The sequence below is a fragment of the Ruegeria sp. AD11(2025) genome (genome assembly GCF_056542405.1).
Map to the genome: position 1 here is coordinate 25,738 of NZ_JBQFZU010000005.1, position 15,568 is coordinate 41,305.

At 58.8% G+C, this 15,568-nt stretch carries 14 protein-coding genes; 8 read left to right on the forward strand and 6 right to left on the reverse strand.

Features of this window, described 5'->3' with window-relative positions; all coding sequences use genetic code 11:
* Positions 1-127 precede the first annotated feature (127 nt).
* The gene (locus ACR1XY_RS06575) at positions 128-748 is read left to right on the forward strand and encodes an HAD family hydrolase (RefSeq protein ID WP_480591129.1); all 621 of its coding nucleotides are present in this window, start codon (positions 128-130) and stop codon (positions 746-748) included.
* The gene (locus ACR1XY_RS06580; RefSeq protein ID WP_480591131.1) at positions 745-1,653 is read left to right on the forward strand and encodes an ornithine cyclodeaminase family protein; all 909 of its coding nucleotides are present in this window, start codon (positions 745-747) and stop codon (positions 1,651-1,653) included. The genes ACR1XY_RS06575 and ACR1XY_RS06580 overlap by 4 nt, the downstream gene beginning before the upstream one ends.
* Here the strand turns inward: ACR1XY_RS06580 and ACR1XY_RS06585 are convergent, their stop codons facing one another.
* Entirely contained in the window at positions 1,654-2,892 is a 1,239-nt protein-coding gene (locus ACR1XY_RS06585) for an MFS transporter (protein WP_480591133.1), read from the reverse strand.
* A gap of 148 nt (positions 2,893-3,040) precedes the next feature.
* Between ACR1XY_RS06585 and zapE the strand changes: the two genes are divergently transcribed.
* On the forward strand, positions 3,041-4,099 hold the full coding sequence (zapE, locus tag ACR1XY_RS06590) for a cell division protein ZapE (RefSeq protein WP_480591135.1): 1,059 nt from the start codon (positions 3,041-3,043) through the stop codon (positions 4,097-4,099).
* Positions 4,100-4,174: 75 nt separating this feature from the next.
* Here zapE and ACR1XY_RS06595 read toward each other — a convergent pair whose 3' ends face one another.
* From ACR1XY_RS06595 to ACR1XY_RS06610, 4 genes are read right to left on the reverse strand one after another with little or no spacing between them, the layout of a single operon-like run.
* The gene (locus ACR1XY_RS06595; RefSeq protein WP_480591137.1) at positions 4,175-5,449 is read right to left on the reverse strand and encodes a bifunctional folylpolyglutamate synthase/dihydrofolate synthase; all 1,275 of its coding nucleotides are present in this window, start codon (positions 5,447-5,449) and stop codon (positions 4,175-4,177) included.
* A complete protein-coding gene (gene accD / locus ACR1XY_RS06600) occupies positions 5,446-6,378 on the reverse strand; it encodes an acetyl-CoA carboxylase, carboxyltransferase subunit beta (RefSeq protein ID WP_480591139.1) in 933 nt (310 codons plus the stop codon). The genes ACR1XY_RS06595 and accD overlap by 4 nt, the downstream gene beginning before the upstream one ends.
* Positions 6,379-6,437: 59 nt before the next feature.
* Positions 6,438-7,328: a CPBP family intramembrane glutamic endopeptidase gene (locus ACR1XY_RS06605; protein ID WP_480591141.1), complete on the reverse strand. Its 891-nt coding sequence runs from the start codon at positions 7,326-7,328 to the stop codon at positions 6,438-6,440.
* A complete protein-coding gene (locus ACR1XY_RS06610) occupies positions 7,321-10,428 on the reverse strand; it encodes an ABC transporter transmembrane domain-containing protein (protein WP_480591143.1) in 3,108 nt (1,035 codons plus the stop codon). The genes ACR1XY_RS06605 and ACR1XY_RS06610 overlap by 8 nt, the downstream gene beginning before the upstream one ends.
* Before the next feature lie 242 nt (positions 10,429-10,670).
* Between ACR1XY_RS06610 and ACR1XY_RS06615 the strand changes: the two genes are divergently transcribed.
* The 5 genes from ACR1XY_RS06615 (at position 10,671) to ACR1XY_RS06635 (ending at position 14,111) form a co-directional block, all read left to right on the forward strand.
* Positions 10,671-11,432: a DUF6478 family protein gene (locus ACR1XY_RS06615; protein WP_480591145.1), complete on the forward strand. Its 762-nt coding sequence runs from the start codon at positions 10,671-10,673 to the stop codon at positions 11,430-11,432.
* 11 nt (positions 11,433-11,443) lie between these two features.
* Positions 11,444-11,803 (forward strand): hypothetical protein, encoded by a 360-nt coding sequence (locus ACR1XY_RS06620; RefSeq protein ID WP_480591147.1) that lies wholly within the window; start codon positions 11,444-11,446, stop codon positions 11,801-11,803.
* Positions 11,804-11,881: 78 nt separating this feature from the next.
* Complete coding sequence (locus tag ACR1XY_RS06625) at positions 11,882-13,408, forward strand: MFS transporter (RefSeq protein WP_480591149.1); 1,527 nt, start codon at positions 11,882-11,884, stop codon at positions 13,406-13,408.
* Between the two features lie 95 nt (positions 13,409-13,503).
* A complete protein-coding gene (locus tag ACR1XY_RS06630) occupies positions 13,504-13,728 on the forward strand; it encodes an AbrB/MazE/SpoVT family DNA-binding domain-containing protein (protein ID WP_480591152.1) in 225 nt (74 codons plus the stop codon).
* The gene (locus tag ACR1XY_RS06635) at positions 13,725-14,111 is read left to right on the forward strand and encodes a type II toxin-antitoxin system death-on-curing family toxin (RefSeq protein ID WP_480591154.1); all 387 of its coding nucleotides are present in this window, start codon (positions 13,725-13,727) and stop codon (positions 14,109-14,111) included. Before ACR1XY_RS06630 ends, ACR1XY_RS06635 begins: the two co-directional genes overlap by 4 nt.
* A gap of 116 nt (positions 14,112-14,227) precedes the next feature.
* On the opposite strand, the gene ACR1XY_RS06640 is transcribed toward ACR1XY_RS06635, so the two are convergent.
* Positions 14,228-15,568, reverse strand: coding sequence for a S41 family peptidase (locus tag ACR1XY_RS06640; RefSeq protein WP_480591156.1), 1,341 nt, complete (start codon positions 15,566-15,568; stop codon positions 14,228-14,230).

Sequence of the window (15,568 nt, forward strand, 5' to 3'; positions counted from 1 at the left end):
GACGCATCAAAGATGCGCCCCCTCCGGTTAGGCCGGGCAGCGCTGCGCGCTGCGGTTCCGCCCTTGTAAATCTGGGCCGGGATTGGTTCAGTCGGTGCGAGCTGGATTGATCTGACGGGGGCACAACATGCCGATTGAAGCCGTAATTTTCGACATCGGGAACGTTCTGATCGAATGGCAGCCGGAACGTTATTACGACAAGGTGATCGGTGAAGAACGCCGTCGCGCCATGTTCACCGAGGTCGATCTGCATGGAATGAACGATCTGGTGGATCAGGGGCATCATTTCACCGACACGATCTACGACTGGGCCGAGAAGTACCCCGAATGGCGCGAAGAAATCCGCATGTGGCATGACAAGTGGATTGAGCTGGCCGCGCCCGAGATTCCCCACTCGGTTCGTTTGCAGCGGGCCTTGCGTTCCAAGAATATCCCCGTTTTCGCACTGACCAATTTCGGCGTGCAGAACTTCGACTATGCCACCGCGGTTTACCCGTTTCTGAACGAGTTTGACCGGCACTATGTCTCGGGCCGCATGAAGGCTGTGAAACCGCATGTTCAGATTTACGAAATGGTCGAAGCTGATTGCGGGGTTGCCCCCGAGGCCTTGCTGTTCGCCGATGACCGGATCGACAATATCGAAACGGCGCGGGCGCGCGGGTGGCAAACGCATCACTTTACCGGCCCGCAAGGCTGGGCAGACCGTCTGGTGTCCGAGGGCCTGTTGACCGAGGAGGAGGCCCGATGAACGTCCTGCAAATCCCGTTTGCCCAAGGAGAGGCCAATCTGGATTGGGTGGAACTGACGCAAGCCTTTGTCGACGGACATCAGCGGCCCAAGGCTCAGATCGAAGATACGTTCCTTTATCGCGATGCTGACACGCTGCTGTCGCGGTCGGCCTGGATTGACGGGCTGGGTATCGCCGTGAAATCCACCACCATTTTCCCGGGCAATGTTCAGGCCGGGCGCCCTGTGATTGATGGGTCCGTCAGCATTTATGACGACGCAGATGGGCGATTGGCGGCATTGGTCGACTTTTTCCTGGTGACAAAGTGGAAAACAGCCGGGGACAGCCTGCTGGGAGCATTGCGGCTGGCGAACCCGGACAGTCGCAACATCCTGATCGTTGGCGCCGGGCCGGTGGCCCGATCCTTGTGCGAAGCCTTTGCTGCCGGTTATCCGAAAGCCAAAATACGAGTGTGGAACCGCACCACCGCCAAGGCCGAAGTTTTGGCCGCGAAACTAGGGCATGTCGACGTCGAGTATGATCTGGCGGATGCCGTGAACCGGGCCGATATCATCCTGACTGCCACAATGAGCACTCAACCATTCATCAAGGGCGAATGGTTACGCCCGGGTCAGCACTTGAACCTTGTCGGTGCGTATCGGCCCGATATGCGCGAGGCCGAAGACCTCGCGCTACAACGTGCGCGTATCTTCATGGACAGTTTTGACTCAACTGTTGATCATATCGGTGAGATCAAGATTCCTATCGAACAAGGCGTGATCACGCGCAGTGATTTGGTGGCCGACTATTATGATCTGGACCAGTTTGCCCCCGACCCAACAGCGATCACACTGTTCAAGAATGGTGGTGGCGCGCATCTGGACCTGATGACCAGCCAATACATCATCAGCAAATATCAGGTGTGATCAGGCGGCGGCCACCTGAGGTCTGTTCTCGCGGATGGGCAGGTGGACGATGGCGCTGAATGCTCCAACGGCGACACCGATCCACCAGACCATTGTGTAGTCGCCATAGACGTCATACATGCGCCCTCCCAGCCAGACGCCGAGGAAGCCTCCGATCTGGTGGCTGAGGAAGATAAAGCCGTAGAGCGTGCCCATGTAGCGCAGACCGTAGAGATGCGCGACCAGGCCCGAGGTCAGCGGTACAGTGGCCAGCCAGAGCGAACCCATAACGACGGAAAACACGATGACAGACACCGGTGTGATCGGCATGATGATGAAGATGGCGGCTGCAAGGGTGCGGCCGGTATAGATCGCCGCAAGCAGGTATTTCTTGGGGAAGTGGCTACCTGCCCAGCCCGCCAGCAGCGTGCCGCCGATATTCGCCAATCCCACCAGCGAGATTGCCACGGCGCCCAAGGCTGATGTGGTTGTGATACCTAAAGAATGCAGGACACCGCCGGGCTGGATCGGGCCACACATCTCGGTCACAAAGGCCGGGAAATGCGCGGTGATGAAGGCCAGTTGATAGCCACAGCTGAAAAAGCCCAGAAATATCATGGCGTAAGACGGATCGCTGAAGGCACGGCCCAGGATCCGGCTCATGCTCTCCTCCAGCTCGGCATTGCTGACCGGTTGCGGCGCGCGCATGAAGGGCAGCGTCAGTACTAGGGCAAGGATTGCGGCGGCGAAGACAATGAAGACCTGCTGCCACGGCAAAAATGTCATAAGCCACTCGGCCGTCGGGGCACCGATCACCTGACCGAAACTGCCGGCGGCCGTGATAATTGCCAGAGACATCGAGCGGTTCTTGTCGGAAGAGGCACGCCCGACCACGGCCAGCACAACACCGAACCCGGTGCCAGCGATGCCGAAGCCCACCAGCCACGCATACATCTGGTGTCCGAACGGAGTAATCGACCAGGCCGAAAGCACCATGCCCGCCGCATATGTCAAAGCCCCAAGGATGATCGCCTTTCGGTCGCCGATTTTTTCGGCAATCGCAGCAAAGATCGGTTGTCCGATGCCCCAGGCAAGGTTCTGGATCGCGATCGCCAGTGAAAAATCGGTCCGCAACCAGCCGAACTCGCTGGCAATGGGAATCTGAAACACTCCGAATGAGGCGCGCACGGCAAAACTGACCGTGATGATAATACATCCAACGATCAGGATCGGGTTAAGCAGGCGAGCAAATTGCGGCATTCGGACCTCGGGGTATTGGTCCGGCGGAAGTTAGCGGTTTTGGGCAACGCGTCAAATCAGCAGATTTGCGGTTTCGGTTAAGGAAAATTGATGCGTCAACAAAATGGCTGCTTTTCAAGCCTGAATGGGGGCGCTATGGCTCGGCTTCATGACGGATTTGATTTCGCTATATAACGACCGCGTTGCCGAGGGCAGTCTGACACGGGACGACGCGCAAGAGGCCGTGCTCCCCCATTTCGAGCGCATTCGCGCAGCCCTTGCCGCTCCGGTCAAGCGCGGGCTGTTTCGCAAGGCCCCGCCTGCGCCGAAAGGCTTGTATCTGTGGGGCGGCGTCGGGCGCGGCAAGTCGATGCTGATGGATATGTTTGTTGACGCGTTGCAGGATATCCCTGCGCGACGTGTACATTTCCACGCCTTCATGCAGGAAATCCATGCGGGTATGCACAAAGCCCGTCAGGACGGTGTCGAGGATGCGCTGGCCCCGGTGGCTCAGGAGGTTGTGAAGACTGTCAAACTGCTGGCCTTTGACGAGATGCAAATCACCGACATCACCGATGCCATGATCGTAGGGCGGCTATTCGACCTGCTGTACGATGGCGGCGTTGTGGTCGTGACGACCTCGAACCGGCATCCCGATGATCTGTATAAGGACGGGCTGAACCGCCAGCTGTTCCTGCCCTTCATTGCGCATATCAAGGAACAGCTTCAGGTGTGGGAGTTGGTCTCACCCACCGATTACCGCCAGAACCGGCTGGAAGGGGCGCCGGTCTATTTCACGCCGATCGGCCCAGAAGCACGACAGAGCGTTCGCAGCGTCTGGAATGACTTGTCGGGTGGCGACGCAGAACCACTGATCCTGCAGGTCAAGGGTCGAGCGGTCGAGTTGCCCGCCTTTCGCAACGGGGTTGCGCGGGCGTCCTTCTACGATCTATGCGGGCGGATGCTGGGGCCTGCAGACTATCTGGCGATTGCCGAGGAGTTGAAGGTTTTGGTATTGGAAGACATTCCGCGCCTGTCGCGGAACAACTTCAACGAGGCCAAGCGGTTCGTGACGCTGATTGATGCACTGTATGAAGCAAAGGTGCGCCTGATTTGTTCGGCTGCAGCCGAGCCCGAGATGCTGTATGTCGAAGGCGAAGGGACGTTTGAATTTGAACGCACCGCTTCACGCCTTCGCGAAATGCAAGATCAGGATTGGGGGCAATAGAGGGCTCTATCGCCGCCGCGCGTCGTTTGCGACCCATGCGGTTTGTCGACTAGATGAAGCTTTTGCGGGCTTTCTTCAGCCGTTTTCGCGTAGGATGTTACCGGCCAGATAAAGCGAGCCGCAAATCAGCACGCGGGCTTGCGGGTCTGCGGCCACGATTGTGTTCAGCGCATCGGTAACGCTGTCGGCGGTTGTTGCAGCCAGGTTGACCTTGGCCGCAGCGGCGGCGGTGTCTTCGGCGCTGAGCGTAGCGGCCTCTCCGGGAATGGAAACGGCGGTCAGGCTTAGCGCCTGTTTCGCCAGCGGGGCCAGATAGCCAGAGACGTCCTTGGTGTTGAGCATACCGCAGATCATATGCGTCGGGCGGTCGGGCAGCTTGGCCAGAACATCGGCCAGTGCAATCCCGGCGGCGGCGTTGTGGCCACCATCCAGCCAAAGCTCGGCCTGCGGCGCGGCTGCGACCAGCGGGCCGGTTTTAAGGCGTTGCATCCGAGCGGGCCATTCGGCTTTGGTCACGGCGGCCTCATAGGCCTCATCGCCCAAATTCAGGTGGCGCAGAACAGCCAGCGCGGCGCCGGCGTTCTGGAGCTGGTGTGCTCCTAACAGGTTCGGCAGTGGCAGGTCACGCAGGCCGGTTTCGTCCTGATAGACCAGACGGCCGTTTTCCTCATGCACATGCCAGTGCTGACCGTGGATCAGCAATGGGGCCCCAAGGCGTGCAGCGGTGTATTCGATGACCTCCAACGCTTCGTCTTGTTGTGGCCCAACGATGCAGGGTATGCCGGGTTTGATAATGCCTGCCTTTTCGGCGGCAATTTTGCCCAGCGTGTCGCCCAGAAATTGCTCATGGTCGATCGACACCGGCGTGATCACCGTGACAGCCGGCTCATGAATGACATTGGTGGCGTCCAGACGGCCGCCAAGTCCGACTTCAAGAAGAGTGTAATCTGCCTGCGCCCGAGCAAAGGCTAGCAGTGCGGCGCAGGTCGTGATCTCGAAATAAGTGATGTTTTCACCATTGTTGGCGGCGTAGCATTCATCCAGAACCTTCGTCAGATCGGGTTCCGAGATCAGCTCTCCGGCCAGTCGGATGCGTTCGTGGAACCGTGCCAGATGCGGTGAGGTATAGGCATGGGCCGACAGCCCTGCCCCTTCCAGCCCCGCGCGGATCATGGCCTGAGTCGAGCCTTTGCCATTGGTTCCGGCGATATGGATCACCGGCGGCAGTTTGGTCTGTGGGTTGTCCAGTGCGGTGAGCAAGCGCCAGACGCGATCCAAGGTCAGGTCGATGATCTTGGGGTGCAAGGCCATCATCCTGTCGAGAATGACGTCAGATGTCTGGCTGGTCATTTCTCGTCCACGTCCTCAGCCGGTGCTTCGGCAGGGGTTTCTTCGGGTTCAGGCGCAGGCAGGTCGCCTTTCACCGCCGGAGGCTGATTCATCAGCATTCGTGTGATGGTGATCAGTTCTTCGCGCATCTCGGTGCGTTTGGTGACACGGTCCAGCATCCCGTGATCCAGCAGATATTCGGCGCGCTGGAAACCTTCGGGCAGTTTTTCACGGATGGTCTGTTCGATCACACGCGGACCGGCAAAACAGATCAGCGCGTTGGGTTCGGAAATATGCACATCCCCCAGCATCGCATAAGATGCGGTCACGCCGCCCGTGGTGGGATGGGTCAGCACGACGATATAGGGCAGGTTCGCCTCTTTCAGCATCTCGACGGCTACGGTGGTGCGCGGCATCTGCATCAGGCTGAGGATGCCCTCCTGCATCCGTGCGCCGCCCGCGGCCGAGAACAGGATCAGCGGGCGCTTGAGCTTCACCGCCTCTTGCGCGGCGGCGATGATGGCGTTGCCGACATACATGCCCATCGAGCCGCCCATGAAGGAGAAATCCTGCGCGGCCGCGACGATTGGCGTGCGGCCGATCTCTCCGCTGGCGACCAGCATCGCCTCTTTCTCGCCGGTCTTTTTCTGCGCGGCTTTCATGCGGTCAGGGTATTTCTTCTGATCGCGGAAATGCAGCGGGTCGTCTTTGGGGGCAGGAACATCGACTTCGGTGAAAATTCCACCGTCGAACAGGTGCTTGAACCGGTCGCGCGGGGTGATCGCCATGTGGTGACCGCACTGGGTGCAGACGTTCTGATTTTCCGCCAACTCGCGGTGGAACAGCATCGTGCCGCATTCGTCGCACTTGTGCCAAAGGTTTTCGGGCACTTCCCGGCGCGAGAAGATCGAGTTGATCCGGGGGCGGACGTAGTTTGTGATCCAGTTCATGTCGGAACCTTGCTTGAGCGGCTTTGACGTCAAATAAGACGCAACGGCAGGAAATGCAATCAACGCCTGAGTGCAAGACGCGCTGTCAGCCAACAGACAATCATCACGGCGAAATCCACGAACAGCCATTGTCGCAACAGCCCGGTCTCTGTCATCTCATACGGCAGCAGGTAGAGTGCAAGACCGCTAAGGGTGTCAGGCAGTGAGATGAATAACAGCGCGACGGTATTGTTGAGGAAATGCAATGCGATAGCGGGTCCCAGTGTTCCGGATCTTGCGGTCAGATCCGCCGCCAGCAGACCGAAAGCAAAGGCCCAGACCGTCACGAGAAGCGCATTGTCGCCGGTCACACCCGGCGCGTAATGCCCGGCGGCGAACAGAGCCGAGGGCAGGCCCATCCAGATCACCGGAGACCGGAACCTGGCCGCCAGGGACTGCTGGATATAGCCGCGAAACAGCACTTCCTCGGCGCTGGTCTGAATCAGTACCGCAAGGGCTGATACAGGTAGTAAAAGCAGCCATGAGGACAGGGCAAGATTCTGGGTCAGCGGCTCACCCATTCCATAAGGTGGCAAAAGGGCCATCACCACGCCCAAAACCACCAGTGCCAACGCCACAAGAATGAACTGCTGCCGGAACAGATTGCGTTGCCCCAGAATCGCCCTCAACGACCGGTGTTGCATTTGCCGGGCCGCAACAGCGACGCCCAGCGTCAGAAATCCGAAACTCATCAGCAGAAGCAGAGTGGCCAAAACTGAGGTGCCGCGCAGAAACCCCTGCGCCTGATCCGGGGGAATCAGACCTCCGATAAGGGCGAACAGAACTGAATTCAACGTCACATACAGCACGCCGACAATAACCAGTCCGACCAGCAGGCGCCAAAGCTCGGGCCGGGCGCGGGCATCAGCCACAAGCCGTTCGTGGGCGGAGTAGGCGGCGGGTTCATGCATTGTTGCCGGTGCCTTCGCCTTCGATAGAATGCGGTATGTCCGGGAAGACATCTGCGGTGTTCTCAACCGTGTTGAGCCTGTTCGACAATGTGGTGAGATATCCCGCAACGGTCTGCAAAAGTTGAACTGCGACTGAGGCGTCGCTTTCGATTACGGCCCTCAACTCTTCAGCGCCGATGCGCAGGAAGGTGCAATCCGTGATGGCTTCCAGATCCAATTGGCGAAGATCGCCGGTGATGATCGACAGATCGCCAATCAGGCGACCGGGTTCGATGATCGAGATGGGTCGCTTGCCGCCGCCTTCTTCGGTCCAGATCAGTTTGGCCTGACCCTTGATGCACAGATAGGCCGCATCGGGTGACTGTCCGCGGGTAAAGATCATCTGACCCTTGGCCACTTCATACCATTGTGCCGAGAATGCCAACAGGCGCTGGTTGCGCGCGTCTATGCCCGAAAACAGCTCGGTCGAGGCGATAATCTGCAGTTTCCGGCTCAGATCAGCCGAGGTCCCTTCCTTGTGGTCTTCCTGGGTTCGCGCGACGCCGTCGATGCGCCCATCCTTGATTTCGATGAACAGATCATAGGCCTCGGGGTGGGCAAAGTGATCTTCCATGAAAATCATGATCGAGTCGGGTAGCAGTTCGCGTAGCCGCAGGCGCGTGCGCAGACGGCTTTGCGAGTCATGGCTGGCCAGCGCCTTGTCGAGGATCAGAATATCGGGACGTTTGATGCCAGCGCGAGAAAACGCCGCGCGCTCCTGAAACACGGTCGGCAAGTTGTTCCCGCCCAACCCGGTGGGCAAGTCGAACATGGTGGATGCCGCTCGGCGCCGCAGGCCGGCCTCGTTAATGGCCTGTGCCACTACGTCCTCAATCTCTTCGGCATGGGCACCCGCCATCAGCGAAACCCGGCCATACAGAGCGTTTTCCATTACCGTCAGCCGCGGCAGGTAATTGTCCGGCGACAGCGGCACGAACATGCCGTCCAGCGCCCCGCGCAACCGTTCGGCATGGTCTCTTCGGATCGAGAGGATCTTGTCCTTGTATTCTTCGGGGAAATCCGGGCCGATCTGCTCAGCTGTCAACAAGAACGGGATGGTCAGCAACAACGAACGTTCAGAATCACTGATCCCGCCTTCCCCTTTGGCCTTGCGCCGGTCCTTGATGTCGAGCAGACGGTGGTACATGTCCTTCGACATCCCCAGGCGAAGGAACAGGGGGTGATCCGCGCCGTCGCGCCCAAAGGCCTGATCCAGCGTCTCAAGCACGGCACTGGCCAAGGTCATGGCATCGTTGGCCAGATCATGCATTCCGAACATGTTCCTGAACCGCCTGTCACTAGCCAGAGAATCCGGTGTAATATCCCGCGACGGGGTGGCGAACAGCAAGTTGCCGCCAAGCGGAACAGCCGGGTTAAAGCGGTCGGGGTCGAAGCGGTAGACATGGCGGTCCAGCCCCTTTTCCCTAAGCCGATCCGCAACCGTGTCGCGTAGGTTGACGACCCCTTGCGCCAGAACCGGGTGCAATTGCGGGTCGAACCGAGTGCGCAAGGTACGCCGCAACATGAACTCGTCAATCCCCATCGCCTCGACAAGTTTGAACCACCAGTCCCGAATGTCGTCGATATCGTCCAGCCCGGCCAGACCGGGATCGATCCATTCGTCGGTCAGTGAATCCGTCGGGTTGCCCGCGCGGGCGGCCTCGATCTGCCAGCGGTTCGGCGATTGTGCCGCGTCAGCTTCGTGTTGGGGATGCGGGCGCAGCGGCATCAACAGGTTGTCGCCCAGCGTGCCGTTAAACAGGTAGGGGCGCGAATAGGCATAACCGATGCGGGCCGCGATCACGGTCTGATGCAGGTTTTTCAGGTTATGACCGGCCATGATGACCTCACCCTGCACCGGTAGAACCTCGCGGGTCAGCACCTGAGCAAGCGCATTGCGCTCGGACGCATGGCCCGACTGGATCGCCACTCGTGCGCCTTTCGGAATGATCAGGTCGATATCTTCCAGAATGGTTTTGCCGTCGTCGTCGCGCACGGTCACGTTGCGCAGCTCGATATCGCCGGTCAGGTGCGGGATCACCTCGGGCTCACCCACGAAGAGCTCTTCCGGGATCATGTTCGAGGGGGCAAAGCGTTCGGTCACCACCTCCCATCGCAGGGACATGTCCTGTACCTGATTGTAGTAGGTCAGCAGGTCCCTCCATGGGCCGCTGAGGTCCTTGTAGGCCCCAAGCGCTGCGACCAGCGCGCCCACTGTGACCTCTCCCTTGATCGCCAGATAACCACCGACCGAGTAGAACAGGAACGGCGTCATCTGTGTGATCAGGTTGTTCAGGAACTTCATGAAGAATTTCTTGTTGTAGATCTTGAAACGGATCTCGAACAAGAGCCCCAACCGGCGGCTGAACTGCGCCAGCCGATAGCGCCAACCACCATTGGTGCGCAGATCGCTGATGCCCGCCGCACTTTCTCCGATCTCAGAGCTGAGGTTCCGAACCTCCTGAATACGTTCCTTGTTCAACAGGTTGATCTGGCGTTGCAATTTCGGGATCAGCCACGCCTGCAGCGGGATCAAAGCGATGCTGGCCAGCCCGAACCAAATGCTCTGCATGAACAGGAAAGTGACGATGGTCATCATCTGGCCGAACTGGAAAACCGGCTGGGCGATCGCATCGCCCATCAGCCCGCCCATCGGTTCTGCCTCGGACGTGATCATCGACACCAGCTCGCCCTGACTGGTGGTGGCAAAGTAGGATTTCGGGAAGCGCATGGTGCGGTGGATCAGGGTGAACCGTAGGCGGCGCAGCATACGCTCGGCCAGAATGCCCTTCATCGTATTGATGCGCATCTTCATCAGGCCACTGGCGATAACCGTGGCCAGAAAGGCGAAACACAGGATCATCAGGTACTGCACCTGCGTCACCGTGAACCCCAGCACCGCGACCGAGTCACTGGGGGCGCCGATGGCACCGTTGATGATCTGCTTGGGCAGCTCCAGCGAGGCATAGAGGAAGGGAAACGACAGGACTGTCAGAAACAGCAGGACAAGCTGTTGTTTTCTGGAATGTTTCCAGATGAATGCGAACAGAGTGGATTCCATGCCCCGGTCGTGCCTCAAATCTATTGGATGCTTTGTTAGGATTATCCAATGCAATCAGGTGTCAGACGGTACGCACTGGCCCCGGTGATTGCAAGAATGCGGCGGGCTAACAGATTGCCGCCGGGTTGACCATCCGTCGACTTGTTCACGAATTTGCGAGTATTGGTCTTCATAATCGTTTATTCACCTTTTTCCCTGCGCCGTCTTTGACTAAACAGGGCCACACTCTGAATGATGAGGCCATGGGCAGACTTCTGGATCGTTACATTCACCGCCGAGTTGTCGCGCGTTGGCGCGAGGCGTTGCGCGGTGCGGCTGAAGCGCCCGAACCGCAACTGCGCCAACAGCGAGACGAAGCCCGGAAGTTGCGCACGCAGCTGGATATGCTGATCCACGAGGCTGATGGCCGGTTGGCCCGACCCAGAATCGGGTCGTCCCAGTTTCCCAAACCTTTGGGGACGGACTGGTGCTGGCGGCCGGACCTGTGGCGTGGGCCACTGCCACGCCCCGGGGTGGCCTCGGCCCCGCGCAGAGCGCACATGGATCAACAGGTAACGTTGTTTCACGACTGCCCCTTGGCCGAGATCGGGATGCGACAGACCCGGAATGCCCGCGACAAGGATCTGGCCGCATTTGGGCTGACGGTCGATGTGTTCGGATTTTCCGGCTCGTTCCTTTCGCTGTCCGTGGAACTGCCAGCCGAAGCCGCGCAAGGGCTGACCAAACAGCATTTGATGCGCGCCGATGTGCAGGTCGAACTGGAACAACCACTTGAAATGTTTTCCCGCCTCAACATCCAGCACGGCCCCAACACCGAACAGGTGCTGCGTAAACTGGACCTGTCCAGCCCGTCCAATTCGGTGGACTTCGATCTGGCTCACCTGCCCCTGAACGAGTCGCGGATCGAGAAGATTTGGCTGGACCTGATCTTCGAGAATCCCGATATGAACCGGGCCACGTTGCGCGATCTGACCTTCTGTCGCCACCACCGCGCCGATTTGTGAGAGTTCCGACCATGACGCTTCCGACTTTGACGCCTATACGGTTCGAGAATGGCCTCTGGCAGGGGCACTTGAAGGCCAATAGCGAGCCAAGGGTCGAAGTGCGCTACCTTGGCGAAAATCTCGATGATGTGCGCGTTTCGGCGTCTGAGGACGGGTGGGGCCTGACGGTTCCGGTGCCCGTGGCCGCGCTGTCTGACGGAGTGCATTGCTTTGTGATTGTTGATGCAGCGACCTCGGAAAAGCTTGGCGATTTCACCATCATTGCAGGCATCCCGGCGGCGGATGACCTGCGGGCCGAGGTCGAGCTTTTGCGCGCTGAACTGGACATGCTGAAACGGGCGTTTCGACGGACGCAAAGCACTACTGAGTGATCCGCCCGGGGCAAGTCCCTATCTTTTCATCGGAATTCCGTGCATCCTAGGGAAACCCGCAGCAGTCTGGGCAAGCTTATGGATCGCAGCAGCATCGTCAAAGTCATTGCATTGATGGTGACGGGGTTCGGGATTGGCATCGACTTTACCGGCGCGCTGATCCTGGTTCCGGCCATTGAGAACAGCTTCGATGCGGACATCACCAGCACTCAGTGGGTTCTAAACATCTACGCTCTGTTCTTTGCCATGACCATGGTTGCCGGGGGGCGTATGGGAGACATGTTCGGGCACCGCAAGATGATGCTGATCGGGCTGTCGATCTTTCTGTTTTCGTCCATTATGTGCTTTGTTTCGCCCAGCCTGGACTTCCTGATTGTTGCCCGCGCCCTGCAAGGTATCGGCGCAGGATGCGTCTGGCCCTGCACGCTGGCTTTTGGTGCAACAAAGGTTTCGCGGCCCGAGCATCGGGCAATGATCATGGGGTTGATCCTGGCTGGTGTCACCTGCGGCAATGTGTTTGGGCCCCTGATCAGCGGAACAGTGGTGAATTTGGGGGATTGGCGGCTGTTTTTCCTCGCAAACGTTGTCTTTTCAACCATCTCGATGGTGACCGCCCTGCTGTTGATGCAGCGTGAAACCCAGCATAAACAGGGGGAGCATATCGACTTTGCCGGTATGGCCGTGCTGTCCTTTGCCGTCTTGCTGTTGCTCTATGGATTGGATGTGGGGGCGGATTGGGGCTGGACCTCGGCCCCCTTGCTGATGCTGTTTCTTGTCAGCGCAGTGTTGTTTGTCTTGTTCCCGCAGGTGGAAAATCGGGTGAAAGAGCCGCTGCTGCTGCCGCAGATGATGGCGAACCGCGAGTTCCGCATCACCTTGGGGCTGAACATGTTCAACGTTTCGGCAGCATTCGTCGGGCTGATGTATTTTCCGCAATACATGCAGAAGGTTCTGGGATGGTCGACTCTGCAATCGGCCTTTGGGTTGGCGCCTCTGACGGTTCTTCTGGCGGTTGGGTCCATCCTGTCGGGCCGATTATATAACGATTTCGGTCCCAAGCGGCTTTTGCTCTGGGGGTATCTTTGCGCCACGGTCGGGGCAGCCAGCGTTGTGGTGATGCCCGCCGGGTTCGGGTACTTCCAGATCCTGCCCGGCATGGCCATGATCGGGCTGGGGGCCACACTGACGGTTGGGCCATCCGGCACCGCCGCCGTCTGTGCCGTGAAACCGGAACGGGCAGGGCTTGTCGGCGGGCTGAGTTTCATGACTCATCTGGTTTACGGCGCCATTTCCGTCGCCTGCGCCACAGCAATCATGTACCTTGTCAGCTTGCGCAGCTTGGGGGAACGCTTGCAATCCGCCGGAGTTGATATGTCGGATGCCAATCAAAGAGCTATAAACGGGGGGACGTTGACCACACCCTCTGCCAAGGCCGTCATGGAGAAACTGAGCACCGCCGAGGCGGAAAAGGTCAAATCCGCCATTGCCGCCGCCTTTGACACCGGAATGAACATGGCCTTCATCTTCGCGACCGTTTCCGTTTCGGTAGGCGTCTTTCTGGCAATGATGCTGGATGAAGAAAAGCTGCATAAGGTGGAGAGCTGACACACCCCAACAAAGTCCAACTCCGCATGAATCAGTTGAAACTTGTCAGTTTCACTCCGAATGAGTATATACATTAATATATACCGGAGGGTGCAATGATCGAAACCAAAATCCGCAAGGTCGGAAACTCGGCCGTCATGACACTGTCCACCGAGATGTTGACCATCCTCGATGCCAAAGAGGGTGACACCCTTTTTGTCCTGCGCGGTGACGATGGCACGTTAAAAGTCATGGCCCACGACCCGTCGGTCGCCGAAGCGCTTAAGGCGGCTGAAATCATCATGGACGAGAACCGCGATCTGCTTCAGGCGCTGGCGTGAAAACCCCGATCTGGGTACCGCTGGCGGCGGTTGTGGCTATTCACGACCGACAGATCTCACGACATGGCGGCGCCCCCGGAACGCGAGATCGCGCCCTTTTGGAGATGGGTTGCGCAAGAGCCATGAACCTTGCGGCCTACGCTGATGCCGATCTTGCCGAAATTGCATCAGCATACGCATTTGGCATCGCCAAGGCGCATGCTTTCATCGACGGCAACAAGAGAATGGCATTTGTGACTGCTCTGACCTTCCTGCGGCTCAATGGGTACGCCTTTCTTCCCGACCCGGCCAAGGGTGTGCTGATGATGGAAGGCTTGGCTGCTGGTCAGATAGATGAAGTGGAGTTTGCGAACTGGGTGAAAGCTGGCTGGAAGCCGATCTGAGCCCTTCAAAGAATTTTTCCCGGACAAACGCAGCCTAAACAGAAAGCCCCGCCGAAAAACGAGCGGGGCTTTCAACATTTGCTTTCAGTGACCGCTCATCGGGCGGTCTGGGCCTATTACTGCGACGGCCCGTTCGGGTTGAAAGCCGACAGACCTTTGAGGATATCGATGGCATAGGCCAGCTGATAATCCTGCTCGCGCAGCTCGGCGGTGGCTTCGGCGCGGGCGCGGTCTTCTTCGATCTGACGGATTTCATCCTCGCTGAGGCTGTCATTGTTCAGGCTGCCGCGCAGGTCGGCCTCGGACCGGGAGGGACGGTTCGAGTCTTCCTCGTCCGTCGCAGGCGCCGGGCGCGGCTGCTCGACGATGATGTCAGGGCTGACACCTAGTGCCTGGATCGAGCGGCCCGACGGCGTGTAGTAGCGCGACGTGGTCAGGCGCATCGCACCGTCACCGCGCAGCGGCATGACTGTTTGCACCGAACCTTTGCCAAAGCTCTTGGTGCCGACAACGATGGCACGGCGGTGATCCTGCAGCGCGCCGGCGACGATCTCGGACGCCGAAGCCGAGCCGCCATTGATCAGAACCACGATCGGTTTGCCTTCGGTCAGATCGCCGGGGGTGGCGTTGAATCGCTCTCCCTCGCCCGGATCACGGCCACGGGTCGAAACAATCTCGCCTTCATTCAGGAAGGCATCCGAAACCTTGATCGCCTGCGTTAACAAACCACCGGGGTTGTTGCGCAAATCCAGAACAAAGCCGTTGACCTTGTCGATGCCGCCAGCCTCTTCGATCTGTTCGTTCAGGCCTTCCTCGAGGTTGGGGAAAGTCTGGTCGTTGAAGGTTGTCACACGCAGCACGACGCTGGTGCCTTCGGTGCGGGCGCGCACAGCCGTCAGCTTTATGGTGTCACGGATGATGGTGACGTCAAACGGTTCCTGCTCACCTTCGCGCACAACGGTGATGACGATTTCCGAGCCGACCGGGCCGCGCATCAGATCGACCGCCTTGTCCAGCGTCAGGCCCAGAATGCTCTCACCGTCGACGTGGGTGATGAAATCCCCTGCCTCGATACCCGCCGCATCCGCAGGCGTATCGTCGATGGGCGAGACGACTTTCACAAAGCCCTCTTCTTGGGTGACCTCGATACCCAGCCCACCGAACTCACCACGGGTCTGTACCCGCATCTGTTCCGCGTCGTCGGGCGACAGATAGCTGGAATGCGGGTCCAATGAGGTTAGCATGCCATCAATCGCGGCTTCGATCAGTTCTTCGGGCTCGACCTCTTCGACATATTGCGCACGAATGCGCTCGAAAATATCGCCGAACAGGTCCAGCTGTTCATAGACGCTGGCATTGTTCTCGGCCTCCTGCGCCAGCAGAGGACCGGCGATCTGAGTGGTCGCAATTATACCTGCCACGGTTCCGGCCAGACCGGCCATCATAAATTTCTTCAT